This is a genomic window from Faecalibacterium sp. i21-0019-B1, from assembly GCF_042852915.1.
Taxonomy (GTDB): domain Bacteria; phylum Bacillota; class Clostridia; order Oscillospirales; family Ruminococcaceae; genus Faecalibacterium; species Faecalibacterium taiwanense.
In genome coordinates this window covers 60,754-83,745 of sequence record NZ_AP031425.1, presented here as the reverse complement: position 1 = coordinate 83,745, position 22,992 = coordinate 60,754, and the positions used below count along the sequence as shown (strand labels likewise).

Sequence of the window (22,992 nt, the reverse complement as noted above, 5' to 3'; positions counted from 1 at the left end):
CAGTTTATTGGGATTTGTCCGGGATTGAATAGGATTTTTCTTAATCTCATTTAGATTTGATACGTCTGCATCCACCGTTTTCACATAAAAAAGACTGCTTGGCATTGCGCCTTGCAGTCTTTTTATCTCTGTATTCAATTCGTTCGGTCGCATGGCAAGCGACATTATTCCAGCGATGAGAACAGCTCTCCGTCAATGCTTAGAACGTCATCCATCGGAATCTTCGTGCCGTCCTGCATGGTGATTCGCCGCTCAAAATCATCAACCTTTTTGACCGCGCTGGTTGCTGTTATGTATTTGCCGCCAGCCTTCCGCTCATCGGGCTGGAAGTAGGTGATGGTGACCTCCGGTGCATCATCAAAGGCATCCATAAGAAGCTGATACTTCATGTCCAATGCAGTCAGAGCTCCCTCGTCAAGCTCAATCCTTTCGTCGGTCAGACGCCCGGTTTCCTTGATGGCGGAGTCATATCCGGTGAGTGCTGCGAAGGGCGCGAACTGCGCCGCTCGATCTGACATCGGCATCTGTGGTCGCGTCTTGGAGATGTGGTGAGGAAGATTGATAATCTCGTCGTACCTATTGTTCATGTGTATTGTGCATCTCCCTTCCATGTAACCGGGGATTTATAACTGCCTTTGCAAATATATCATGTCAACAAGTTGAACACCACACTCAAATATCGGATGGTCATAATTGTCAGTAAAGAAATTAGGGATGCAATGAGAGCGTGTAAAACCGCATTTCTCATAAAACGGAACAGTCAACGCACTATCTCCTGTCCCTACTTGCATAATAGAGTATTTCCCTGTATATCGGTGAATTAAGAAGTTAATTAGGGCTTTTCCGTAACCGCAGCCCTGATATTCTGGCTTCACAGCAATATTCTTGATTTCAAGAATCGCGTTTCCCTCGTCGGTAACGATACACTCTGCTTTCACGCCATTATCATCAAGTACATACATGGTTCCCTTTTCAAGATAGCGGTGAATCATATCTTCCTGTTCATCTGCCAGCAACAATAAGTCCATATAAAGCATCTTATCATCAACGATTTCTTTGATCACCATATTTGACCTCTGCAATTTCCGATTTGTTTGATTCTTTATGCCTTATGCCCGCCGATCTGCGCATTGCGGTCTTTGGCGGTTGCGCCTTCTTCAAGATTCATCGCCTTGAGGATGGCGTTCTTTCCGTACTTCTTTTTGATCGCAAGAGCCGCCTTCTGGATTTTTCGTTCCCGTTCCAATGCGGCATTCTCAGCTTTCTGCTTTTCCTCTTCGGCGGCATAGTCAGTGAAGAGGTCGAGCTGGACAGCACCGTCGTTTTTCTTCGGCGCATCCGCTTCCGGCAGTACATGATTTGCCACAACATACATACGGCGGACAAGCAGATTCTTGTCCACGATCCGGTCGAATAGCTCTGACACAGCACATATTATTTTGCGGGTAGAGGATGTGTGACCGTCGAGATTGATAGAGCCGTGAGCCTGTTTCGGAATCTGCCTTCCATAGTGATCTTTCTCAACCGTGCCGTGATACTTTGCCCGCCGCGAAGGGTCGGTCAAGTTCTCAATATCATAACCAACGGTGAGAACCATCTGGTCAGTAACAAGCCCCTTGTCCACCAAATCCAGCACAAGCAAGTCCGTCATTTCCCGCACAACCAGCTTCGCCTTCTGCGGCTCATAGGGACAGTGCAATACCTGACCGGAGCTGAGGCTGTTGGAGCTGGGACGATACGCTTTAATTGCTTCAATGGTGGTCGGTTCCCATCCCCACGCATGGTCGATGAGCAATTCCGCGTTCTTGCCGAACAGCTTGTAAAGCAAGTCCTCGTTTCGCTCTGAACAAAGTGCAACATCGCCCATTGTGAACATCCCATTCTGCTCAAGTTTCTTGGCAATACCTCGACCCACGCGCCAGAAATCCGTGAGAGGCTGGTGCGCCCAAAGCTCACGCCGGAACTTCATTTCATCCAGTTCGGCTATTCGGACGCCGTTTTTGTCGGCGGGGATGTGCTTCGCTACAATGTCCATTGCCACTTTGCAGAGAAAGAGGTTCGTCCCGATTCCTGCGGTTGCTGTGATGCCGGTTGTTTCAAGCACATCGAGGATGATCTTCATGGCGAGGTCATGTGCCGAGAGCTTGTAAGTATTCAGGTAGTCCGTCACGTCCATGAACACCTCGTCGATGGAGTAGACTACGATGTCCTCCGGCGCGATGTACTTGAGGTAAACCTGATAGATGCGGGTGCTGTACTCCATGTAGTACGCCATCCGGGGCGGCGCGATGATGAAGTCAATCGCCAGAGACGGGTTTGCTTGAAGTTCCGAGAAGAAGTGCGATGTGCCGTCCAGTCTGTGTCCCGGCGCGTCGTGCTGCCGTCCGACATTCGATTCCTTCACGCGCTGCTTGACCTCGAATAGCCGTCCGCGCCCGGAGATACCGTAGCTTTTGAGGGACGGCGTGACGGCAAGGCAGATGGTCTTGTCCGTCCGGCTTTCATCCGCAACGACGAGGTTTGTGTCCAGAGGATCTAAGCCGCGTTCCCGGCACTCCACGGAGGCATAGAAGGATTTCAGGTCGATTGCAATGTAGGTGTGTTGTTTCATCTTCTATACCTCCTTGCGCAGATCAGAAGTTAACTGTTTATCAATTCTTGCAGTTCATTGACAAACCGGCAGATATGAAACCCATCACATACCGCATGATGAACTTGAACCGCTAAAGGAAGCACAATTCTTCCATCTTCCTCGTAATATTTCCCCAAGGTGAAAATGGGAATTAAATAACTATACCCTTTCTGCAAGTTCAAATTAAAACTATCAAATGTTGACCACGGTATCATAGATACCGTAAAAACATTTTCCGGAACATCTGGTTTTCCTATCATGCCGTGGTTACTTCCATACAGACGAATATCGTTTTCATAAGCCCTTGAAAATTCTTCAATATTCGGTACATATTCAGTCCAAAGGTCAGAAAATGTCTCTGTGTCCTCATGGAATATGGTATAGCTGGGTAGCATCTCGTCATATATTCCCAGCTCACCCGCTTGATTGAATGCCGTTCTGAACTCTGAATGACGGTTTACAATCGTTGCAAGATAATAAAGCATCGCAGGGTATAGCTTCATTCGTTTCTTCTTTATTTGCGTAATATCCAATTTAACAGTCATACTGTATGTGCAAGGTATATTCGTAAAGTAGTGTTCAAAATACTCGCGTCGCTTCCATCCGTTTATATCAATTACTTCAAATACCATCCTCTTCATCGTTGTTCTCCTTATGCACCTATGAGACTCTGGTCAAAGGCGAACAGGGCCTCATTGATTTCAAACACGTTATAGTTCCCATGCTCCACGAAATACTCCACGATGATGTCAAACTTGTTGGAGTGGGAGAGTGCAAAGCCCGCTTTCATGAGCATATCCTTCATTTCCGCAAGCGGCAGCTCAAGGGCGATGGCAAATGCAATGACGGTAGGCTTGGAAGGCTTGTAGGACTTGTCCGAGCGGATCTTCGAGAAGAGTTTCCGGTCAATATTTGCCTTCTTGTAGCACTGCGCGTCCGTCATGCCGTGTTCATCAATCTTCCGCAGAAGCATCTCCGAAAAACTCTCATCGATCTGTCCCAGAGCATCGTCAAGGGATGCCGCCTTTTCGGAGCTGACTGCCATAGGAGCTGTGAGCTTTTCAATAGCCTCATCGTAAACGGGGGACTCGCAAGGCATCGGCTCTTCCAACCGGAAGGCACTCATTCTGCGCAGCCGCTCGGAACGATCATCGGTATGCTCGTCCACATAGCGGTCGTCTATGTATGAAGCAATGTCGGCAAACAGCTTGCCGCTGATCTGATAGGCTTTGCGGTCGAAAATGACGATGTACACCGTCATTTCGTTTTCAAGAAGGAAACTGCTGATGGTGTCAATCGCCACTTTGAGAGCCTGATCCTTCGGATAGCCAAAGATGCCGGAGGAAATCAGCGGGAACGCAACAGACTCGCAGCCGTATTCTTTCGCCAGCATGAGCGAAGTCCGATAGCATGAGATCAGCCGTTCGCGCTCACCATGCCGTCCGTCATACCAGCGCGGACCGACTGCGTGAATGACATATTTGCAGGGCAGACGATAGCCCTTCGTGATTTTTGCGCTCCCGGTCTTGCAGCCGTGGAGCGTTTCACATTCCGCCAGCAGCTCCGGTCCTGCAGCGCGATGAATGCAGCCGTCCACACCGCCGCCACCCAGCAGCGACTCGTTGGCAGCGTTGACGATGGCGTCCACCTTCATTTTTGTGATGTCATTTCTGACGATTTGAAGCGGCATTATTCAGTCCTCCGTCCGGTTACTTCGCGCCGGTCAGCAGCTTGTCCAGCGGGATCCTTTCCGGGTATTTTCCTTCGGTCAGAATGTCGTATAAATACCTGTTATCCAGAATCATATCATCCCGGATAAGCTGCCAGTTTGCCTTTTTCCTGAAAAACACCTTGAAGATCAGGAAGTTCATGATCGCCCCAATTACCGGCGTGGTCATGCCGAAAGCCTCGGTGTGAGAGAAATGGCACCCTGTTTTGGTTCTTTTCCCTTCAAAGGTGATGAACGCCGTTTTCTTGTCGCTCCGGAATACAATGCGGAAGTGGTTCTCATCCTGTTCGCATTCCGTAATCGTGCCTGTCACATCGTAGTCCAGCCCCATGACGATCTCGCGGAAGCGGACCTTGCTTCCAACATGATAGTTTCCGTTATAGAGATTGCATTCGATGTGGTAGGGACTCCATTTCACAAACTCTTCCTCAAAGTTAGCAGTCCATGCCTTTAATTTTTCATAGGAAGCCGGAATCTCTATCTGCTCTGTAAGAATAATCATTGTCAGTTTCTCCTTCTCTGTCAAAGTGGCATCGGTGTACGGGCGATCAAAATGACTGCCAGAATCGCGCCTGCAAATGCCGCTGCTCCGATGGCAGCCAACAGCTTTTTGCTGAGTTTCTTTTTCGCTGCCTTGCAGATCAGCGCGGCGCAAGCCATGCAGACAGCCGCAGCCACAAGTGCAATGCCCAGCGTTTCCCATAGCCACGAAAGTTCATGTAGGGTTTTCATGCGATCATCATCTCCTATTCGTCAAATTGGAATTGGTCACGCTTTTGACTTAGAGCATTTCCAAGTTATAAATGCAAGAATACCGCAAATTACGGCAACTCCGATGCATACGGCTTTCGCAATATTGCTCAAATCCAAGAAGCCACTTCCTGTGCCTGTAATAGCACAGGCGATTGCTAAAATGGTTATGAGAACAAAAACAATACTAATAACTTTCAGACTGACGCCTTTTTTCACGCAATCACGCTCCTTTATCAACTTATGATTTGTACTCTTCTCAAAGTCCAAGTCCTTCAACCCACGCCGCAAGCTCCTGATGCCTGACGCTGCCCTTGAAGACCTTGCCGTCCATCAGCTTTGCTCCTTTGCAGCTCGGCACAAGGCGTTCGTTCGTCTTGCCCATATCGCTCCCGCCAGAGGTTGCAAACGGGATGACCGTCTTGCCGGTCAGGTCATAGCTCTCAAGGAACGTATTGATAATCGTCGGCGCAACATACCACCAGATCGGGAAGCCCACAAAGATTGTGTCGTAGTCCTTCATGTTGTCCCGCTTTACGGCAATTTCCGGTCGTGAGGCGGGATTGTTCATTTCAATCGTGCTGCGGGCGTTCTTATCCATCCAGTTCAGATCAGCATCCGTGTAAGGCACCTTCGGCTCAATCTCAAAGATGTCCGCGCCGATTGCCTCTGCCAACGTCTCAGCTACCTTCGCGGTCACGCCGGACGCAGAAAAATATGCTACAAGTTTATTGCTCATTGTGTTCTTCCTCATCAATCTTTTCATTTCCTTCATTCAGCATGAAGTATAGCAGTGCTTCCAGCAATGTTGCCATATAGTGAAGCGACCAGTTTTCTTCCGGCTCTTTTGCCATCTTATCAAGTACGGCTCGAAAAGCCGTGGTACGGTCAATCCTTGTTTCCTCATCAATGCGGTCAAGTATGCCCTTCATTTTCAGAGCAAGTTCTTTTTCCTCGTCAGAAAGCTCCGGTATGCCAAGTAGCGCAGATAGTTTCTTGTCCTGCATAATAGCATCGCATTCGATGTATGACTTGTGTTCGGCTGACATCAATTCTTCAAAGTAGTTGATAAAAATATGAACGCGAATGCCACCTTCTTCGTCCGGGGAGAAGCAGACGGTTTGCGATTTTTCTGCAATTTCTTTCAAAAATGCAAGGTCTTCTGAGTCATCGAACTCCGCAAACGGAAGAAACATATTGATTTCCGCGTGCCAACGATGATAGTCCACGATTCCCTTGATATACCCGCGGTGTTGCTTGACAAACGCATCACAGCGTTCCAGAAGATACTCGTAGTTCTTCTTGTCCTCCGGTACAATGATCTTTGGTATCTTGTCCATTGCTTCGGAGTACGCTTTCAGCATACCCCCATTGACCGCGCGGTCAAACACCTCATCGCACCATTTATCGTATTCGACAGACTCGGTTTCCCGGTAATCCTTCTCAAAGATAATATCGTCCATTGCGTTACCCCTTTATGATTTTCTCAAGCTGCATTTCGGTCGCGTTAGGCAGACGTGATTGCAGATGTTTTTGAATGCGCTCTTTGGATTCCTGCGGGTCTCGCTGATAGGCGGAGGTGATAAAGTCGCACCCGAAAAGCTCTTCCGGCGTCGCATATTCTGCCACACCCCAGCCATAAGGTCTTCCGTACCTGTCCTGCATATAGACAAAATCCGCAATGCAGACATAGCTCTGCATTTGCAGTCTCGTGATACACGTCTCAAAGCCGGTGTTGCCGCCCTTGCGGTAGTTCAGAGCCTCTTTCAGGCGTTTGGAAAGCATCCCGCCTTCACCGTCTATGGCTTCATAAAGCTCCTTGTCCTTGTAGGACGCCAAGCCGTCATCCCAACGGGCGTCAAAGTCATAGCCGTCACGCCGGAAGTTCGCAAACTCCGGAATCCACTCCCGACTCACAAATCCAGCTTTCTTGTTGAAAAGTTTGCCGTAGAGACATTTGCCGCTCCGCGCAGCCGGACCTTTCCATTCCCACGGACCATCTACATCATCCGCAAACCATAACTCAGGTGGGCAAAGTTCCTCGATGGAGAAGCCGTGAATCTCATTCCGAAAGAAGGGCAGAAAGCCGTATTGCTCAACAGCGGCAATCAAGTCATCGGCACTATGCAGTTGTCCGACATCTCGCTCTGACATTACTCTGCCTCTTCAATCACGCCATAATCAATCAGGATATTTTTCTCCGCATACTGCGGGTAAACAATACCCATCATTTCATACTGATAACGTCTCACGCGGCGATGCTCCTGAACCGGCTCCGGTGCATACGCAGCGGTTTCACAGTGCGCAAACTCCGGCATTTCCGCAAGATCATCCCGAACGGCACGGATAAGCGCGTCTGCCACATCATCAATGCTCTTGCCGGTTTCCACGGCAACCAGTTCATGCTTCCGGACTGCCTTATCCAGATCACCGGGGGAGCGAAACAGCTTGTATTTCATTATGCACGTCCTTTCTATCTATCGGTCTGTCTTATTCTTCCTGAAATCTGTTCTTTAGGGACGCAATCATCGCTTGCGCGGCAATGCTCAGATACAACACTCCAATTTCATAAATAAAGTCGCGGTCAATCTCGATAAAGTATTCTCTAACGTGTGTAAAAACCAAGCCCAGCAAGTCCATGTACAACGGATCGTCAAAGGGCTTGAACCGTGCAAACTTGCTTTTGGCAGCGTCCCATGTCATGGACGCTTCACCCTCAGCACTGGTCATCGCCTCGCAGAGAATCATGCTGACGCCCATTTTTCCGTTGTCGGTCAGGAGTTCTCCTTCGTAATAGCTGAGAAGGTCTTTCTTGCGCCGAAACGGAATCATATCACAGTTGTCATCCAGCTCAAATGCAATCAGCTCCGCAGCGAGTTCCCGCCAGACCGCATATCCGGCGTTAATGGTTCCATCCTCTTCGCGGCTGATGGTATCGTCCATGCAGTATCGCTCATAGAAATTATCTCCGTCAAGCTCGTTGCGGGTGCAGAAAATATGCGCCAGCTCATGCAGAAGAATGTGCTTCAACACTGCCGGATGACGCGCAATGTCTGCCCGCAGCAGGATTCCGTCAACGCCGTCTCCCTTGCCAACGAAGGCAGAGGCGTGAAAGTCAAAATAGCCGTCCTCTGTATATCGGTCTTCCAGCCGGTCAGGGAAATACTGCTGGCAGAACTGCTCAAAGACTTCCTGCTGATTTTCCGTCTGAAAGCAGCACAGCACAAGATTGTCCTCGCTGAACTCCGTTCCCAAGCGTTCGTTAAAGATGGAAGCAGCATAGAAAAGGGCTTCTTTATAGTCGTTATTGTTCATCCTGATATTGTCCTTTCGAGACTCAATCTGTATTCATGCTTTTTAGGGTTTTCCAGTCTCTCGCGTAGGCAGCAGCTTTTTCAGATGATGTATCTTCGCTTGGCGTCGTTACAGAAGTCTTGCTTGCATTCTTCTTAGTACATATAGCTCATCTTACGCTTTCACAAAACGGACAACACTCAGAGGAAGATACCAGATGGCAACTGCCAGCTTCCAGATTAGAATTACGCCGCCAATCAGACCACCGAGGACAAGGTTGAGTGCGACAACACCTACTGTCCCGGAAATGCCAAAGCCAATCGGAATCAGCGTGAACATCTTCCCAATGCCAAAAGGCACTCCGCAAGCAAGCCAGATCAGGAAATAATCGGGCGCTCCGTTTTCGACGAAAATACGGCTGAACATCGAAAACAAAAACAGCGCAACCACAACCGGAATGACGGTCTTCTTTAGGAACTCTTTCATGACATCGCTTTTCGTCATACTGACCTCCTTCACTTCAAAAAGCTGCTACGGTACTCCATCCGACGAAGTTTATGTCCGGTTTCTGCCAGATGCGCGATTTTCAAAGCAACCAAGTTGATGTCTGTGTGCATTGCCCGCGCAATCTGCTCCGAGGTGTACCCGTAGTCGTAGATGTATTCGAGGATTTCATCGGAATCAAGAAGGATCTCTGTCGCAACGATGTTTGCCTCGTACTCCGGCTTCGTTGCCATATCATACAGCACAAATTCCTGCAAGCCATGTTTTTTTGCAAGCGCACGGTGCAGCCGGTCGTGACCGATCTCATGGGCGCAGACAATCCGCTTCATTTGTGGACTCAAATCCTTATTAAGAAAGATGAAGCGGTTCCTTTTGACGATGCAGTACATACCCTTGAGTGATCCGAGATTTTCGCAATCGTCCATGACATTGATACCCAGCGCGTTTGCAATCTGGAAAGGATCTCTTGTGCCGCAGCGTCGGACGAGATCGCTGCCGACTTTTGATAGTTGTTCGGCGTTCATCGCGCCACCTCCCTTCGGGGATAACCATTATATCAAACAGCCTGTACCAAAAACCGGACTTACTCTTCCGTCTGTTCTTTCCGGTACTTTTTCGGCGTGTACTTCTTGTTCTTTTCTTTTGCAATCCAGTAGGCTCTGGTGAGAGCCTGCATCGCGCCGTCCAGCGCGTCTTCACTGAGACTGCCTCCTGCAAACATACCGGAAACCTCGCTCACCAGCTCGTCAATTTCCCGTGCTGCCTTTGCACCGCCCTGTTCCTGTGCGGCAAGGACGAGCATTCCACTGTTGCCGAGAAGATATTCCGGCGTTGTATTCAGAGCCTCAGCGATTTTCTTCACGACTTCATATTTTGTTGGCTTTCGACTGCCCAGCTCGTAATTTTGAATTGTCCTCGCAGTAACAGAGACTTTTTCTGCAAGAGCGGCTTGTGTCAGGTTGGCTTCCACTCTCTTTTCTCTTAGCCTGTCTTTGAATCCCATAAGGCACCTCTTTCTAAAATTTTCTGCAAACACGAACAGAACTTTCGCTAATTCCATTGACGTGAACATTATGTTCGTGCTATACTGTGCCTACACGAACGTTCCGTTCGTGAGCATGATACCACACGAACAGAGCGTGTGTCAACATTCTTGGCGAAATTCGTGTCGGAAACAGGCAACTTTTTTAGGAGCGGAGGACGCTTATGAACAATTTACAATGCAGAAAAGCCTACGTCAGAGTCAATTTGGATGTCGATGAAGAGGGAACAATCATCCCGATGCTGATCCGATGGAAGGACGGAAGGGTTTTTCAGATCGAACAGCTCAAGTACAAATGCCGCGCCAGCTCCAACAAGGTTGGGGGTGGCGGCATCCGCTACACGGTCATAATCAGAGGAAAGGAGTCGTTCCTCTTTCATGAAGGTGATAAGTGGTTTGTCGAAGCAAAGGAGGACAACTGCTCATGATTTTATCCCAGCGCCAACTTGAAGAAATTGCAGCCTCAACAACGAAGGACTTCAACCGGTTCTTTTTCGGGGATGAGGCTGACAAGCCCGACCGATCAGCTTTGCCAACGCCCATTGATCAGTTTGCAAAGAATTATCTCGGTCTTCGCGTATCATTCGCCCGTCTCTCGCCGGATGGAAGCATCTGCGGTGTCACTGCCTATGCCGACACTGAGTACAAGATCACGGAGCTTGGCATTACGCGCACACTGGCTTTGAAGCGTAATCAGGTTATCTTGGACGAGAGCTTCATTCGCTCCGGCAACGTGCAGCGGCTCTGTGCCAAGCGCAGATTTACCCTTGCCCACGAGTGCGCTCATCAGATTCTCTTCCAACTGGAATCGGAAGAGGTAAAGGCATCCTGCGAAATGAGATATTCCGCACGGACTGCTTATACACCGCGAGAGCTGAAAACCCGCGAGGACTGGAACGAGTGGCAAGCAAATGTCTTGGGCGCGGCGATCCTGCTTCCTCAAAAAGAGGTTGACCTGGCAATGCGTCGGTTTGCAGAAACGCCGCTGATCAATTACGAGGGGAGGTATTCGTATGGTGATCACTTAACGCTGCGCCTTTTCTGCCGGTTGTTCGGTGTCTCCAAGACAACGGCGTCTATCCGCCTTCGTCAACTCGGCTACATGGTAGATCGTCCATTCAGTGAGTATGTTGACACATTGGAGGTGTGGTAATGAAGAGAGCATCCATTCGGGTTCAGGAACCGACGCCGGAGCTTATCGAAAAAATCCACAGGGCAAGAGTTGCCATTTCCCAGCAGAAGCCCCGATACCTGAAATGTCCCTATTGTCAGCATAATGCCATTGCTGTCTACGAAGACACGAGAGGTCATGTAGAATCCAAGTGCAAGAAATGCGGGCGGATCACAGTCTTTGATGTGCTGAATATGAGAAGACTGCGACCGCGTACCAAGTAAGAACCAGAGGACAAGCCTCTGTTCTAAAATAAAATATATGTCATAGCTGAGCTGTGGAGCCGCCTGATAGGTGAAGTCATCCTAATGCCGCATGAGACAGAGTTTAATTACTCTGTTTTATCGGCATGGGATTCAAACCTCACCGTCATGCGGCTCTTTTTCTGTCTTCACCCTTCCCGCTGCTCCCGCGCAGCGGAAAGGATGAACAATGAAAACACCTAAGACCCCTATCGAGTTCGACTACGACCTCTGGACTACGGAGGACGGAAAGTGCATGGTGCGCGTGAAAATCACCGGCGAAGTGACGGAGGTTGACCGTGAAGTCATGAAAGCCCTCCGAGCTGAGGAAAAGAGAATCAGACGCGCATTGAGATCGAACGAAGGAACCGTCAAAGATGGGATTGCGCATCAGCCCCGGATATTTTCGCTAAGTGCTGTAAGCGAAAACGAAATGGAGAAATCCGACTGGCTGGTCGATCCGACATCTGATTTTGCGAATATCGAAGCGAGGCTTTTCGTGGAGTCTGCTATGGAGATGCTTTCACCGCTTGAGCAGGAAATCTTTTTGAGCTGCCTTCTCGGAGAAATGCCTATACGCCAATTCGCAGAGCGAAATGGAATGAGAAAATCGACTGCATGGGACATGGCAAACTCCATCAGAAAAAAACTTCAAGAAATTTTTTGAGTTTTCCCGGACAAACGGCAAAAAAGTGTCCGTTGGTTATATGAAGGGGTCAATTAGACTGCCTCGCTTGTTCTTTGAAAACTGAATAGTTCAGTGCTGCGGATCTTTCCGCTTCTGCGAAGCAACACAGCTTCCGACGCCAGGACCTCCCGCAAGGGAGTGAGCGACCTCCGGAGAGCTATAACAGCCGTGTGGTGCGGCTGCTTGCGACGATGCAGATGCCGGGTATAATGATACTTCCGTCTTTTCTTTGAAGGGGCGGCTCGGAGCGATCCTCGGAGGGGTGAGAGTCCCATGATACCGATTGACCATTGGTAGTCCGCAGCATTCCCAATTCGGCAGGGGCGCGAGCTGCAAATATGCCGGAAGGATAAACAATATGAAAACGCCCGAAAGGGCTTTATCATCAAAAACTATGGGCAGCAGTCTACTCAAAAAGGACTGCTGCCTATCCTTTTGCTGATAAGGCAAAAACAAATCTTGTGGAGGTGAGACGGGTGAATACCGCATCAACCATTTCTCAGCGCGATGCCTACAAGCTCATGCTAAAAGACTATCCCGATGTGATGAGCATTGAGCAGATGTGCGAAATACTCAGCATCAGCACAAAGACCGGCTACCGCATCCTGCGGGAAGGCAAAATCTGTTGTCTCAAAGTCGGCAGAGCCTATCGTATTCCGAAGGCTCATCTTTTCACGTTTCTCTGCATCGGTTGCGGAGAAGCAGTCACGGCGTAATGCTTGGACTCAATTTGTTTACAAAAAATGTTCGGCAGAGGTCCTCCAATTCGAACCCGGTTCTGGTATAATAGAAGCACGGTATCAGGTAGGTGTCTCTGCTACAATGAAGGAGGTTAATTATGGTAGCAGGACATCTCCGCGAAAAAAGCGGATATTACTACGCCGTGTTGAATTACACCGATTCTCTCGGAAAAAGAAAGACCAAGTGGATTTCCACCGGGCTTACTGTGAAGGGAAACAAAAAACGCGCCGAAGCGATCCTGATGGACGCACGACGCAATTTCAATCCCGAAGAGCCGAAGGTCATGAACGGAGACATTCTGTTCGCGGACTATATGGAAAAGTGGCTCGACATCATCAAAAGCTCGGTTGCAGTCCCTACATTCGCTTCATACTCGACTACGGTTAAGAAGATTGTAGCACCGTACTTCCGCGAAAAGGAAGTGACGCTCAAGAACCTGACCGCAAAAGACATTCAGGAGTTTTACCTAAGTGAGCTTGAGCGTGTCAGCCCGTCCTCGGTCATTCATTATCACGCCAACATTCACAAGGCTCTCAAGTATGCCGTGAAGATTGACCTAATTGATGTAAACCCGGCGGATAAGGTTGAGCGTCCGAAGAAAGACCGCTACGTCGGCAGCTTCTATGATGCCGATGAGGTCAACGCTCTTTTCGAGGCTGCAAAGGGAAGCAAACTTGAACTGCCAATTCTGTTCGGTGCGTTCTACGGTCTACGCCGGAGCGAAGCAATCGGTCTGAAATGGGATGCCATCGACTTTGACCAGAACACCATCACCATCCGTCATACGGTTACTTCCTGTGATCTCGACGGCAAGCGCGTTCTGGTTGCGTCGGACACCACAAAGACCAAATCGAGTATGAGGACACTGCCTCTTGTTCCGTTCATGCGGGAAAGACTTCTTACGCTGAAAGAAGAACAGCAGGAAAACCGCCGCTTGTGCGGACGCAGCTACATCAAGGACTATCTTGAGTATGTATGTGTCAATGAGATTGGCGATCTAATCAAGCCTCACTACGTCACAGAGAGCTTTCCGAAGCTGCTCAAGGCGAAGGGGATGAGGCAGATCAGGTATCACGATCTCCGACATAGCTGCGCCTCGCTACTTCTGGCAAATGGTGTTCCCATGAAGCAGATTCAGGAATGGCTTGGTCACAGCGACTTCTCAACTACGGCGAACATTTACGCACATCTGGATTACAGCTCGAAGCTGACTTCGGCTGATGCAATGCTCAATGGCTTGGGCTTTGCAGCGAATTGAAAAGAAAAGCCAGCAGCCGGGAAAACCGACTACTGGCGTGATTTCTGGCGGAGCGGGTGGGATTCGAACCCACGGAACCTTGCGGTTCAACTGATTTCGAGTCAGTCCCGTTATGACCACTTCGATACCGCTCCGTATTTATCTCAACATCAGCACCTCGGAAAACGGGGAGAACTGCTGGGGAGAACAAGCAAAAATATTAAGTTAAGAATACCCGAAAAACTCCGTAAAATCAAGGGATTCCGGTCAGGGAGCTACCGAGTAGCGACCACGATTTCGAGTCGTTCTCGTTACGACCGCTTCGATACATCTCCATATATTAGCCTTTACAGTATAGCAAAAAAGCGGTTTTCCGTCAACACTTTTCTCCCGTTACGGCACGGCTGCAAGCCATACGCAGCCGTGCCGTTTTGCGTTTTTGGGGCAGAAAGCGCGGTTTCTTTGCAAAAAAGGCTGTTCTTTTGGGCGGGAGCCGAGTATAATAGGAACGATATTTTTCAAATTTGAAGTACAGAGGAGAGCATTCCAATGGCACAGGCAAAACAAGATATGGGCACCGGCAGCATCAAAAAGCTGATGCTGCAGCTCATGATCCCCGCCGTGGTAGCGCAGGTCGTGAACCTGCTGTATAACATCGTGGACCGCATTTACATCGGCCACATTGCAGGCATTGGCGCGGCAGCGCTGACCGGCGTGGGGCTGTTCACACCTATTCTGATGCTGCTGAACGCTTTTGCCATGCTGGTGGGCGCGGGCGGCGCGCCGCGCACCGCCATTGCTCTGGGGCAGGGGGACAAGAAACAGGCCGAAAAGATCATCTCCAACAGCTTTACCATGCTGCTGCTCTTTTCGGTGGTGCTGACCATTGGCTTCTATGCCGGGGCACCGGTGCTGCTGCGGCTGTTCGGTGCCAGCGATGCCACCCTGCCGTACGCCCTGAGCTACAGCCGCATCTACATTGCAGGCTCGGTGTTCGTGCTGGTGGTGCTGGGCATGAACCCTTTTATCACCACGCAGGGCTTTGCCAAGACCAGTATGCTTACCACCGTGATCGGCGCGGTGATCAACATTATCCTCGACCCCATCCTGATCTTCGGGTTCGGGCTGGGCGTGCGGGGTGCGGCCATTGCCACGGTGCTCAGTCAGGCCGTGGGTGCGGCATGGATCATCCGCTTTCTCACCGGCAAAAAGACCATCCTGCGCCTGCGCAGAGACTACCTGCGCCCGGAAAAGCAGATCATTCTGCCGGTGCTGGCGCTGGGCATCTCTTCGTTTGTGATGCTCTCCACCGAAAGCCTGCTTTCCATCAGCTTCAGCTCCAGTCTGGCGCGGTACGGCGGCGATGTGGCTGTGGGTGCCATGACCGTCATCACCAGCGCATCCCAGCTGTGCACGCTGCCCATTCAGGGCATCTGTCAGGGCGGACAGCCGGTGATGAGCTTCAACTTCGGCGCAGGCAAGAAGGCCCGCGTCAAGGAAGCCTTCCGTTTTCAGCTGACGCTGTGCGGGGCCTACACCTGCTTGTTCTGGCTGTTGATGATGCTGTTTCCCGGCGCGGTGGCAGGCATTTTCACCTCGGACACCGCACTGATCCAGTACACCACGTGGGCCATGCGCATTTACATGGCGGGCATTTTTGCCATGGGCTTCCAGATCGCCTGCCAGCAAAGCTTTATGGCGCTGGGGCAGGCTAAGGTCAGCCTGCTGCTGGCCTGCCTGCGCAAGATCATTCTGTTGATCCCCCTCATCTTCATTCTGCCGCATGTTTTGCCGGATGCAGTGTTCGGCGTGTTTCTGGCCGAGCCGGTCAGCGACATTCTGGCCGCCACCATCACCACCATCACCTTCTTTGCCCGGTTCGATAAGATCCTCGACCGCGGTGCGGCTCACGTATGATCCCCATGCAAGAACGCCTGCCGGGCCATTGAGCCTGACAGGCGTTCTTTTTTACGCATCTTCCGTGATTATTTTCCGCCGGGAAAGGAACACGTCCTTATTGAAGGGCGAGACATACGTGCACTCATACTGCACCGCCTTGATGCGGCTGTAAACAAAGATCCTTCCATCCCGCAGTACACCACGGGAAGTGATATCCATGACCGGCAACCCCTTTTTGCAGTGCAAAAGTTCGGCGTGCTCTGCATCCAGTGCTGCTGCATGGTAGTTGGTAATAAAGTAGGCAATGCGGTACTTCTGCCGCAAGGCATAGCTCTGAATAGAATCCTCCAGCACCTCCCGGTTCAGCTCCGGAAACAGCGCACAGGGCATCCAGCCAGTCTCTACCTGACTGATCTCATACCGCACGATACGGATGCGGCGGAACTCCCACAGGGTCTCGCCGGCTTCAAGATTGAACACCCGGCGCAGCTCCGCCGTAGGCTCCACCTGCTTCAGGTACAGAGTTCTGGAACGCAGCTCCTCATAGGGCACTTCGGTAAGGGAATTGTAGACCATGGGATGCCCCAGTGCCTTTTTGTTGATATAGGTGCCATCACCCTGTGTCATATAGATCAAACCAATGGATTGCAGCCTTCCCAGCACCTTCTGGATCGTGAAACGGGAAACGTGATAGATCTCTGCCAATTCCCGCTGGCTGGGCAGCTTGTCCATTATGGTCTTGCGCTGAAAGATCTTGCTGATGAGGTCTGTAACGATGAACTCGGTCTTTTTGGCAGTCACAGGCAGTATCCTCCCTTGGGGTCTTTTGCTAAGGATACCACACTGGGACAAAAAGTGCAAAGTCCTGCACATTATTGAAAGCGGTCGGTCACGGTGTCACCAGCGTACCATCCGGGATACGGCTCTGGGTCCACTCATGGGGACGGTAGCGCACCGGATACTTGACGATCTCCTTTTCGTCGATATCCACACCGATGCCCGGACGCTCAATAGGGTAGAAGTAGCCGCCTTTTGCCTCGTTGTAGCCGGGGAACACTGCCTTGATCTTGTCTTTCAGCTCGATGTTCTCCTGAATGGCGGCATTATGCAGATGGATGTTCAGGTGGGTATTCACCGCCACCCCGATGGGGGTAATGTCCGATGGGGTGTGCCATGCGATACGCACACCAAAGGGTTCGCAGAAGTGCGCCAGCTTTACCGCCGGGGTAATGCCACCCAGCTGGGAAACATGGCAGCGCAGGTAGTCCACGCGGCGGTTCACGACCAGTTCTTTCCATTCCATGGGGTTATTGAACAGCTCGCCGGTAGCAATGGGGGCCGCACACTGGCTGCGCAGCTGGGCCAGCCACTCGTTCTGATCCGGCGGAAGCAGATCTTCGAGGAAATAGGGAGCGTACGGTTCCAGCTCTTTGGCAAACCGGATCGCCTGATTTGGGGTCAGCCTTTCATGCACATCGTGCAGGATGTGGAAGGAGCTGCCGTACTTTTCCCGCAGCTTGCCGAACATATACACGGTGTTGCGCATGTAGTCGTCCTGGTTAAAATAGGTGCCGGGCAGGGGGTTTTCCGGGGTATTCAGCTCGTCCGGGATCCCGCCGTAAAAGCCCAGCTGGCAGCGGATATAACGGTAGCCCTCCTTGTAGATGCGGTCCACCTCGCGGTATAATCCTTCCAGATCATCCGCCACGGCGTGGGTATAGGCCGGGATCGCCGTCCGCGCCTTGCCGCCCAGCAGCTGGTACAGGGGCATATCTGCCAGCTTGCCCTTGATATCCCACAGCGCCATGTCGATGCCTGCCACGGCGTTGTTCAGCACCGGGCCGTTGCGCCAGTAGGAGTTGACCATCATCAGGTTCCACAGGTCTTCAATATCGTTGGCATCGCGTCCGATCAGGATGGGCTTGAGGTAATCCTCCACCGCGCATTTCACCGCCAGCGGCCGCTGCTGGAAGGTTGCGCAGCCCACACCATAAACGCCCTTATTCGTGAGCACCTTGACAGCCACCAGATTGTGGCGTTCCGGGTTCGTGACAAAACATTTGATATCTGTAATGATCGTAGGTTTCATAAGAAGCACACCTCTTTATAGCAGATTGAAAAGGGTTTGCATTTTTGCTTGCAGAACTATTCAATCATACCTTTGGCGGCAAATCAATTCCTGCTTTTTATTTGGCGAAAACCGCAAAATAAAACAGTCCAATTTTTGAAACTAAAATCATTTAACAACATGTTATCGTTTCTTTTTTAAATCATTCCAGAGAAATGGTATGTTTTACAATGAAATTTTTCCGTGGTATATTAGCGTCACAACGCACGTGCTGGATTTTCGCATTGGAACACAATCGAGGAAAAAGGAAACCGAAGAAGGAGGCTCTCCCTTATGGAAAAGACTGAAGTCGTCGCAAAGATCATCGAGTATGTCGGCGGCAAGGACAATGTTGTGAACACTTGGCATTGCATGACCCGTCTGCGCTTTGAGCTCAAGGATACCAGCAAGATCCAGGAGGACGCCATCAAGGCGCTGGATGGTGTCATTGGCGTGCAGTTTGCCAAAGGCCAGCTGCAGATCGTGCTTGGCACCAGCGTCCATAAATATTATGACATTGCCTTGCAGATGCTGGATCTGAAGGAGGATATCGCAGCTCCTGCCCAGCCGGAAAAAAAGAAAGATTTTATTTCCTGGTTCATGGATATGGTGTCCGGCGTATTCGGCCCCATCGTGCCCGCCATTGCCGGTGCCGGTATGATCAAGGGCCTGATGGGCGGTCTTGTCGCTCTGGGTGTTGTATCCAACGCCACCGACACCTATAAGATCATTGATATGCTGGCAAGCGGTGTGTTTACCTTCCTGCCGTTCTTCATTGCCGCATCGGCCGCAAAAAAATTCAAGACCAACCAGTATCTGGCCATTGCCATTGCCGCCACTCTGATGTACCCCACCATGGTGGATGCTGCCAAGGCAGGCGAGATCAGCAACTTTATGTTTGCAGGCATCCTGCCCATCCCGGTGTTCAACTATTCCGGTTCGGTCATTCCCATCATCTTCGGCGTATTTGCTCTGAGCTATATCTACAAGTGGGTCGATAATATCGTTCCCGAAGCCGCCCGCACCGTTATCACCCCCACCATCACCCTGTTCATTTCCGGCTTCTTTGCCCTGACTGTCATTGGTCCCGTGGGCATTTACATCGGTAAAGGTCTGGCATGGATGCTGGATGTGCTGTTCGGTATCTCTCCCATCTTTGCCGGTGTCGTCATGGGTCTGATCCGTCCCGCCTCTATTCTGGTGGGTATGCACCACGCCATGACTCCTATTGCTCTGGAGAACTTTGCCACCAAGGGCTACGACATGCTCATGCCCATGATGTTCATTGCAAATCTGTCCATTGTGGGTGCAGCAGCAGGCTGCTATTTTAAGGAAAAGACCCAAAAGGAACGTTCCATCGTTCTGTCCTCCGTTCTGTCCGGCATTCTGGGCATCACCGAGCCGGCACTGTTCGGCGTTCTGACCAAGTACAAGAAGGGTTTCCTTGCTGCCACCATCGGCAGCTGCGTGGGCAGCGCCTTCATCGGTGCCTTTGGTGTGCGCCTGTACGGCTACATCACCTCCAGCATTTTCAGCATTCCCGCTTATATCGGACCTTACTTCATCTACGCCGCCATCGGCTGGGTCATTGCCTTTGGCTTATCCTTTGTTCTGAGCTACCTGTTCGTGGTCAAAATGGACCGCAGCTGATCGCTTTTTCAAATCTCCCACGATAAAAAACAGGGCCGCCGCACAAACGATGTGCGGCGGCCCTGTTGGCGTTCTGTTTTTATTTCCCCGCCAGCAGAATGGCCAGCACGGCTTTCTGCACATGCAGGCGGTTCTCGGCTTCGTCAAAGATCTCCGGTGCGTGCTGCTCGAACACCGCCGAGGAGATCTCCTCGCCCCGGTGGGCGGGCAGGCAGTGCAGCACCATGACATCGGGCTTGGCGCTTTCCAGCAGCTTGCCGGTGAGCTGGAAGCCCACAAAATCCCGCAGGCGCTGCTCACTTTCCGGCGTGCCGGGCTTGGCGGTGTTCCACACAGCCGTTGCCACCACGTCGGCATCCTGAATACCCTCGGCAGGGTCTGCGGTCAGGTGGAAGGCGCTGCCGTACTTGTGGGCGAACATCAGCACATCCGCCGCCGGGCGGTAGCTCTGCGGGCAGACGCAGGTGACCTGCATCCCAGCCAGCAGTCCGCCCACGATGAGGCTGTTTGCCATGCTGCTGCCGTCGCCGACAAAGCAGAGCTTCCGCCCGGCCAGGGTGCCCCGGCGCTCCCGAATGGTCATCAGGTCGGCCAGAACCTGGCAGGGATGGGCGTAATCCGTCAGGCCGTTGATCACCGGCACACCGGCCAGCTCGGCAAACTCTTCCAGATCGCTCTGGCGGTAGGTGCGCCACACCACGCAGTCGTAGTAGCGGCCCAGCACCCGGGCGGTGTCCTTGAGGGGCTCGCCGCGCCCGGCCTGCAGCTCGGCGGTGTTCATGTAGTTGCCCAGACCGCCCAGCTGGTACACACCCACCTCAAAGCTGGTGCGGGTTCGGGTGGATGCCTTGGAGAATATCAGGGCAACCGTCTTTCCTGCCAGCAGCGGGGCCGTGCCGCCCAGCTTCTGCTGTGCCTTGAGCTGGTCGGCCACATCCAGAATGTGGGTCAGCTCGGCAGGGGAGAGGTCGCTCATTTTCAGCAGATTTTTCATGCCTGCTCCTTCGGAGCCGTCGGCTCCATCTTGCCCAGCACATCGCTCAGGATCTCCAGCGCCATGTCCACATCGTGCTCGCTGAGGGTCAGCGGCGGCAGCAGGCGCAGGCGGGTCTTGGCTGTCAGCACCAGCAGGCCCGCTTCGCGGCAGGCGGCCAGCACATCTGCGGCCTTGAGGTCGTAGAACTCGATGCCCACCATCAGGCCGATGCCGGAAATGCTCTTGACATGGGGCAGCTTTGCGATGCCCGCGCGCAGCTGGACGGCACGCTCGTTGACATTGGCAAGGAAGCTCTGGTCCATGTGGTCCACCACCACGTTGGCACCGGCGCAGACCACCGGGTTGCCGCCGAAGGTGGAGCCATGGGTGCCGGGGCCCATGCCCTCGGCTACCTTTTCGTTCATCAGCACTGCGCCGATGGGCAGGCCGCCGCCCAGACCCTTGGCCAGCGTGACCACGTCCGGCTTGAGGTTGTAGTGCTCGCAGCACAGGAAGGTGCCGGTGCGGCCCACGCCGGTCTGCACCTCGTCCACGATGAGCACAAGGTCTTTTTCGTCGCAGAGCTTGCGCACGGCCTGCACGTAGTCCGGGTCCAGCGCCATCACGCCGCCCTCGCCCTGAATGAGTTCCAGCATCACGGCGCAGGTGGTGCGGTCCACCAGCTCCTCCAGCGCTTCGATATCGCCTGCCGGAGCATACAGGAAGCCTTCGTTGAAGGGGCCGAAGTAGTTGTGGAACACCTCCTGACCGGTGGCGGTCAGGGTGGCGATGGTGCGGCCGTGGAAGCTGTTCACCAGCGTGATGACCGTGGTGCGGTCCTTGCGGTAGTGGTCCACGCTGTACTTGCGCGCGGCCTTAATGGCACCCTCGTTGGCCTCGGCACCGGAGTTGCCAAAGAACACCTTGCTCATGCCGGTGCGCTTGCACAGCTTTTTGGCCAGCTTGCCGCAGGGCGCGGTGTAGTAAAGGTTAGAGGTATGCTGCAGCTTGTGGGCCTGCTCGGAAACGGCCTCGGCCCAGTCCAGATCACAGTAGCCAAGGCTGTTCACGCCAATGCCGCTGGTAAAATCCAGATACTGCTGGCCCTCGGGGCCTGCGGCGCGCAGGCCGTGGCCTTTTTCCAGCACAATAGGGTTGCGGTTATAGGTGTGCAGGACGTATTCGTTGTCCCGCTTGATGACTTTTTCAGAATCCATAGGTGTACCCTCCTGTGAACAGAAACTGTGAACAGAAAACCCTCTCAGGCGCTTTCGCGCCAGAAAATGCTGGCAAAGGCTTGAGAGGGTCATTTTTCTTATTATACCGCCTGCACGGCACCTGCGCAATGCTTATTCGCGGTGGCTGCGGCGGTAAAAGCGGGTGCCGGAGCCGCGGTTGGAGAACAGCTCCAGCAGGATGGAGTGGGGCACGCGGCCATCGATGATGACCGCCTCGTGCACACCTTGATAGATGGCATCGGCCATGCCGCCGATCTTGGGGATCATGCCGCCCGCAATGATGCCGGCGGACTTATAGCCCTCGATCTCGGACACCTCCACCTCGGGGATGAGGGTGCTCTCGTCGTCTTTATCCCGCAGCAGGCCCGCGATATCGGTCATGGATACCAGCTTCTCCGCTTTCAGCGCAATCGCGATCTGTGCAGCGGCAGTGTCGGCGTTCACGTTGTAGGCCTGACCCAGATCGTCCATGCCCACCGTGGCGATCACGGGGATGAAGCCGCCATCCAGCAGGCTTGCGATCAGGGTAGCGTCCACATGCACGATCTCGCCCACATGGCCCAGCTGGGGGTCCAGCTCGGTGCAGCGCAGCATCTGACCGTCCATGCCGCACAGGCCCACGCCGCGGCCGCGCAGCTTGGCCACCAGATCCTTGTTCACCTTACCGGCCAGCACCTGCTGCACGATTTCCATGGTGGCATCGTCAGTCACCCGCAGACCGTTTGCGAAATGGCTCTCCACACCCACCTTTTTCAGCATCTCGTTGATAGCCGGGCCGCCGCCGTGCACCAGCACCACGCGCACACCCAGCAGGGTAAGGGTGACCAAATCGTTCATGACGGCATTTTTCAGTTCTTCGTTGATCATGGCATTGCCGCCGTACTTTACCACCATGGTCTTTCCGTGATACTTCTGGATGTAGGGTGTCGCCTCAGAGAAAAGGCGCGCCATTTCTTCGTTTTTCATAAGATTTCCTCTGAACCCTCTCAGTCAATGCCTTGCGGCATTGCCAGATTCCCCTTTTTGTCGCTCACGCGACATCTTCCCCCGGCGCGGGGGAAGTCTGTCCTCTCAAGGGGGAGCCTTTGCTGG

The 22,992-nt window shown here is 52.3% G+C and carries 28 protein-coding genes and 1 tRNA gene; 7 read left to right on the top strand and 22 right to left on the bottom strand.

All coding sequences use genetic code 11. The annotated features are described in order from the left end of the window. Positions 1-164: 164 nt before the first annotated feature. The 16 genes from ACGHP1_RS00390 to ACGHP1_RS00315 form a co-directional block, all read right to left on the bottom strand. Positions 165-587, bottom strand: coding sequence for a hypothetical protein (locus ACGHP1_RS00390; RefSeq protein ID WP_390507139.1), 423 nt, complete (start codon positions 585-587; stop codon positions 165-167). Between the two features lie 36 nt (positions 588-623). Next, positions 624-1,067: a GNAT family N-acetyltransferase gene (locus ACGHP1_RS00385; RefSeq protein WP_390507137.1), complete on the bottom strand. Its 444-nt coding sequence runs from the start codon at positions 1,065-1,067 to the stop codon at positions 624-626. 35 nt (positions 1,068-1,102) lie between these two features. After that, positions 1,103-2,611 (bottom strand): DNA methylase, encoded by a 1,509-nt coding sequence (locus ACGHP1_RS00380; protein WP_390507135.1) that lies wholly within the window; start codon positions 2,609-2,611, stop codon positions 1,103-1,105. 29 nt (positions 2,612-2,640) lie between these two features. Continuing rightward, entirely contained in the window at positions 2,641-3,264 is a 624-nt protein-coding gene (gene catA, locus ACGHP1_RS00375; RefSeq protein ID WP_390509797.1) for a type A chloramphenicol O-acetyltransferase, read from the bottom strand. A 20-nt stretch (positions 3,265-3,284) separates the two neighbouring features. Then, entirely contained in the window at positions 3,285-4,322 is a 1,038-nt protein-coding gene (locus tag ACGHP1_RS00370) for an O-acetyl-ADP-ribose deacetylase (protein ID WP_390507133.1), read from the bottom strand. A 19-nt stretch (positions 4,323-4,341) separates the two neighbouring features. After that, the gene (locus tag ACGHP1_RS00365) at positions 4,342-4,863 is read right to left on the bottom strand and encodes an SRPBCC family protein (RefSeq protein WP_390507131.1); all 522 of its coding nucleotides are present in this window, start codon (positions 4,861-4,863) and stop codon (positions 4,342-4,344) included. Positions 4,864-4,883: 20 nt separating this feature from the next. After that, entirely contained in the window at positions 4,884-5,093 is a 210-nt protein-coding gene (locus ACGHP1_RS00360) for a hypothetical protein (protein WP_390507129.1), read from the bottom strand. 36 nt (positions 5,094-5,129) lie between these two features. Continuing rightward, positions 5,130-5,330 carry a hypothetical protein gene (locus ACGHP1_RS00355; RefSeq protein ID WP_390507127.1) on the bottom strand — a complete coding sequence of 67 codons (201 nt, stop codon included), beginning with the start codon at positions 5,328-5,330 and terminating at the stop codon, positions 5,130-5,132. Between the two features lie 40 nt (positions 5,331-5,370). Next, the gene (locus ACGHP1_RS00350; RefSeq protein WP_390507125.1) at positions 5,371-5,850 is read right to left on the bottom strand and encodes a flavodoxin; all 480 of its coding nucleotides are present in this window, start codon (positions 5,848-5,850) and stop codon (positions 5,371-5,373) included. Beyond that, positions 5,840-6,574, bottom strand: a complete 735-nt coding sequence (locus tag ACGHP1_RS00345; protein WP_021748085.1) for a hypothetical protein — start codon at positions 6,572-6,574, stop codon at positions 5,840-5,842. The genes ACGHP1_RS00350 and ACGHP1_RS00345 overlap by 11 nt, the downstream gene beginning before the upstream one ends. Positions 6,575-6,578: 4 nt before the next feature. Beyond that, on the bottom strand, positions 6,579-7,265 hold the full coding sequence (locus ACGHP1_RS00340) for a hypothetical protein (RefSeq protein WP_390507123.1): 687 nt from the start codon (positions 7,263-7,265) through the stop codon (positions 6,579-6,581). Further along, on the bottom strand, positions 7,265-7,570 hold the full coding sequence (locus ACGHP1_RS00335; RefSeq protein WP_390507121.1) for a carboxylate--amine ligase: 306 nt from the start codon (positions 7,568-7,570) through the stop codon (positions 7,265-7,267). The genes ACGHP1_RS00340 and ACGHP1_RS00335 overlap by 1 nt, the downstream gene beginning before the upstream one ends. A gap of 31 nt (positions 7,571-7,601) precedes the next feature. After that, complete coding sequence (locus ACGHP1_RS00330) at positions 7,602-8,426, bottom strand: hypothetical protein (RefSeq protein ID WP_390507119.1); 825 nt, start codon at positions 8,424-8,426, stop codon at positions 7,602-7,604. Between the two features lie 153 nt (positions 8,427-8,579). Next, entirely contained in the window at positions 8,580-8,909 is a 330-nt protein-coding gene (locus ACGHP1_RS00325; RefSeq protein WP_390507117.1) for a DUF6050 family protein, read from the bottom strand. An 11-nt stretch (positions 8,910-8,920) separates the two neighbouring features. Then, entirely contained in the window at positions 8,921-9,433 is a 513-nt protein-coding gene (locus tag ACGHP1_RS00320; protein ID WP_390507115.1) for an ImmA/IrrE family metallo-endopeptidase, read from the bottom strand. A 59-nt stretch (positions 9,434-9,492) separates the two neighbouring features. Further along, positions 9,493-9,912, bottom strand: coding sequence for a helix-turn-helix domain-containing protein (locus ACGHP1_RS00315; protein WP_007592960.1), 420 nt, complete (start codon positions 9,910-9,912; stop codon positions 9,493-9,495). Between the two features lie 203 nt (positions 9,913-10,115). On the opposite strand from ACGHP1_RS00315, the gene ACGHP1_RS00310 reads away from it, so the two are divergent. The 5 genes from ACGHP1_RS00310 to ACGHP1_RS00290 all read left to right on the top strand — a co-directional run bounded on the left by ACGHP1_RS00310 (position 10,116) and on the right by ACGHP1_RS00290 (position 14,051). Continuing rightward, positions 10,116-10,379 carry a hypothetical protein gene (locus tag ACGHP1_RS00310; RefSeq protein ID WP_007592958.1) on the top strand — a complete coding sequence of 88 codons (264 nt, stop codon included), beginning with the start codon at positions 10,116-10,118 and terminating at the stop codon, positions 10,377-10,379. Further along, complete coding sequence (locus tag ACGHP1_RS00305; RefSeq protein ID WP_390507113.1) at positions 10,376-11,104, top strand: ImmA/IrrE family metallo-endopeptidase; 729 nt, start codon at positions 10,376-10,378, stop codon at positions 11,102-11,104. The genes ACGHP1_RS00310 and ACGHP1_RS00305 overlap by 4 nt, the downstream gene beginning before the upstream one ends. Positions 11,105-11,554: 450 nt before the next feature. Then, a complete protein-coding gene (locus ACGHP1_RS00300) occupies positions 11,555-12,031 on the top strand; it encodes a hypothetical protein (RefSeq protein WP_390507111.1) in 477 nt (158 codons plus the stop codon). A 497-nt stretch (positions 12,032-12,528) separates the two neighbouring features. After that, a complete protein-coding gene (locus ACGHP1_RS00295; protein ID WP_314987181.1) occupies positions 12,529-12,768 on the top strand; it encodes a helix-turn-helix domain-containing protein in 240 nt (79 codons plus the stop codon). A gap of 122 nt (positions 12,769-12,890) precedes the next feature. Continuing rightward, on the top strand, positions 12,891-14,051 hold the full coding sequence (locus tag ACGHP1_RS00290) for a tyrosine-type recombinase/integrase (protein ID WP_390507109.1): 1,161 nt from the start codon (positions 12,891-12,893) through the stop codon (positions 14,049-14,051). Between the two features lie 45 nt (positions 14,052-14,096). Here the strand turns inward: ACGHP1_RS00290 and ACGHP1_RS00285 are convergent. Further along, positions 14,097-14,185: transfer RNA gene (locus ACGHP1_RS00285), tRNA-Ser, on the bottom strand. A 394-nt stretch (positions 14,186-14,579) separates the two neighbouring features. On the opposite strand from ACGHP1_RS00285, the gene ACGHP1_RS00280 reads away from it, so the two are divergent. Next, positions 14,580-15,947: an MATE family efflux transporter gene (locus tag ACGHP1_RS00280; protein WP_390507107.1), complete on the top strand. Its 1,368-nt coding sequence runs from the start codon at positions 14,580-14,582 to the stop codon at positions 15,945-15,947. Between the two features lie 51 nt (positions 15,948-15,998). Here the strand turns inward: ACGHP1_RS00280 and ACGHP1_RS00275 are convergent, their stop codons facing one another. Then, a complete protein-coding gene (locus tag ACGHP1_RS00275) occupies positions 15,999-16,730 on the bottom strand; it encodes a GntR family transcriptional regulator (protein WP_294648508.1) in 732 nt (243 codons plus the stop codon). An 88-nt stretch (positions 16,731-16,818) separates the two neighbouring features. Further along, positions 16,819-18,018 carry an enolase C-terminal domain-like protein gene (locus ACGHP1_RS00270; RefSeq protein ID WP_294648509.1) on the bottom strand — a complete coding sequence of 400 codons (1,200 nt, stop codon included), beginning with the start codon at positions 18,016-18,018 and terminating at the stop codon, positions 16,819-16,821. A 312-nt stretch (positions 18,019-18,330) separates the two neighbouring features. On the opposite strand from ACGHP1_RS00270, the gene ACGHP1_RS00265 reads away from it, so the two are divergent. After that, positions 18,331-19,686, top strand: a complete 1,356-nt coding sequence (locus tag ACGHP1_RS00265) for a PTS transporter subunit EIIC (protein ID WP_390507104.1) — start codon at positions 18,331-18,333, stop codon at positions 19,684-19,686. A 79-nt stretch (positions 19,687-19,765) separates the two neighbouring features. Here ACGHP1_RS00265 and argF read toward each other — a convergent pair whose 3' ends face one another. The 3 genes from argF to argB all read right to left on the bottom strand — a co-directional run bounded on the left by argF (position 19,766) and on the right by argB (position 22,866). After that, positions 19,766-20,680 (bottom strand): ornithine carbamoyltransferase, encoded by a 915-nt coding sequence (argF, locus tag ACGHP1_RS00260; RefSeq protein ID WP_390507102.1) that lies wholly within the window; start codon positions 20,678-20,680, stop codon positions 19,766-19,768. Next, entirely contained in the window at positions 20,677-21,879 is a 1,203-nt protein-coding gene (locus tag ACGHP1_RS00255) for an aspartate aminotransferase family protein (RefSeq protein WP_390507101.1), read from the bottom strand. The genes argF and ACGHP1_RS00255 overlap by 4 nt, the downstream gene beginning before the upstream one ends. Before the next feature lie 132 nt (positions 21,880-22,011). After that, positions 22,012-22,866 carry an acetylglutamate kinase gene (gene argB / locus ACGHP1_RS00250; protein ID WP_005938551.1) on the bottom strand — a complete coding sequence of 285 codons (855 nt, stop codon included), beginning with the start codon at positions 22,864-22,866 and terminating at the stop codon, positions 22,012-22,014. Between the last annotated feature and the right edge of the window lie 126 nt (positions 22,867-22,992).

Bases quoted from the DNA above. Each gene is read 5' to 3' on its own strand.
- ACGHP1_RS00390 (WP_390507139.1), bottom strand. From the start codon at position 587: ATGAACAATAGGTACGACGAGATTATCAATCTTCCTCACCACATCTCC.
- ACGHP1_RS00385 (WP_390507137.1), bottom strand. From the start codon at position 1,067: ATGGTGATCAAAGAAATCGTTGATGATAAGATGCTTTATATGGACTTA.
- ACGHP1_RS00380 (WP_390507135.1), bottom strand. From the start codon at position 2,611: ATGAAACAACACACCTACATTGCAATCGACCTGAAATCCTTCTATGCC.
- catA (WP_390509797.1), bottom strand. From the start codon at position 3,264: ATGGTATTTGAAGTAATTGATATAAACGGATGGAAGCGACGCGAGTAT.
- ACGHP1_RS00370 (WP_390507133.1), bottom strand. From the start codon at position 4,322: ATGCCGCTTCAAATCGTCAGAAATGACATCACAAAAATGAAGGTGGAC.
- ACGHP1_RS00365 (WP_390507131.1), bottom strand. From the start codon at position 4,863: ATGATTATTCTTACAGAGCAGATAGAGATTCCGGCTTCCTATGAAAAA.
- ACGHP1_RS00360 (WP_390507129.1), bottom strand. From the start codon at position 5,093: ATGAAAACCCTACATGAACTTTCGTGGCTATGGGAAACGCTGGGCATT.
- ACGHP1_RS00350 (WP_390507125.1), bottom strand. From the start codon at position 5,850: ATGAGCAATAAACTTGTAGCATATTTTTCTGCGTCCGGCGTGACCGCG.
- ACGHP1_RS00345 (WP_021748085.1), bottom strand. From the start codon at position 6,574: ATGGACGATATTATCTTTGAGAAGGATTACCGGGAAACCGAGTCTGTC.
- ACGHP1_RS00340 (WP_390507123.1), bottom strand. From the start codon at position 7,265: ATGTCAGAGCGAGATGTCGGACAACTGCATAGTGCCGATGACTTGATT.
- ACGHP1_RS00335 (WP_390507121.1), bottom strand. From the start codon at position 7,570: ATGAAATACAAGCTGTTTCGCTCCCCCGGTGATCTGGATAAGGCAGTC.
- ACGHP1_RS00330 (WP_390507119.1), bottom strand. From the start codon at position 8,426: ATGAACAATAACGACTATAAAGAAGCCCTTTTCTATGCTGCTTCCATC.
- ACGHP1_RS00325 (WP_390507117.1), bottom strand. From the start codon at position 8,909: ATGACGAAAAGCGATGTCATGAAAGAGTTCCTAAAGAAGACCGTCATT.
- ACGHP1_RS00320 (WP_390507115.1), bottom strand. From the start codon at position 9,433: ATGAACGCCGAACAACTATCAAAAGTCGGCAGCGATCTCGTCCGACGC.
- ACGHP1_RS00315 (WP_007592960.1), bottom strand. From the start codon at position 9,912: ATGGGATTCAAAGACAGGCTAAGAGAAAAGAGAGTGGAAGCCAACCTG.
- ACGHP1_RS00310 (WP_007592958.1), top strand. From the start codon at position 10,116: ATGAACAATTTACAATGCAGAAAAGCCTACGTCAGAGTCAATTTGGAT.
- ACGHP1_RS00305 (WP_390507113.1), top strand. From the start codon at position 10,376: ATGATTTTATCCCAGCGCCAACTTGAAGAAATTGCAGCCTCAACAACG.
- ACGHP1_RS00300 (WP_390507111.1), top strand. From the start codon at position 11,555: ATGAAAACACCTAAGACCCCTATCGAGTTCGACTACGACCTCTGGACT.
- ACGHP1_RS00290 (WP_390507109.1), top strand. From the start codon at position 12,891: ATGGTAGCAGGACATCTCCGCGAAAAAAGCGGATATTACTACGCCGTG.
- ACGHP1_RS00280 (WP_390507107.1), top strand. From the start codon at position 14,580: ATGGCACAGGCAAAACAAGATATGGGCACCGGCAGCATCAAAAAGCTG.
- ACGHP1_RS00270 (WP_294648509.1), bottom strand. From the start codon at position 18,018: ATGAAACCTACGATCATTACAGATATCAAATGTTTTGTCACGAACCCG.
- ACGHP1_RS00265 (WP_390507104.1), top strand. From the start codon at position 18,331: ATGGAAAAGACTGAAGTCGTCGCAAAGATCATCGAGTATGTCGGCGGC.
- argF (WP_390507102.1), bottom strand. From the start codon at position 20,680: ATGAAAAATCTGCTGAAAATGAGCGACCTCTCCCCTGCCGAGCTGACC.
- ACGHP1_RS00255 (WP_390507101.1), bottom strand. From the start codon at position 21,879: ATGGATTCTGAAAAAGTCATCAAGCGGGACAACGAATACGTCCTGCAC.
- argB (WP_005938551.1), bottom strand. From the start codon at position 22,866: ATGAAAAACGAAGAAATGGCGCGCCTTTTCTCTGAGGCGACACCCTAC.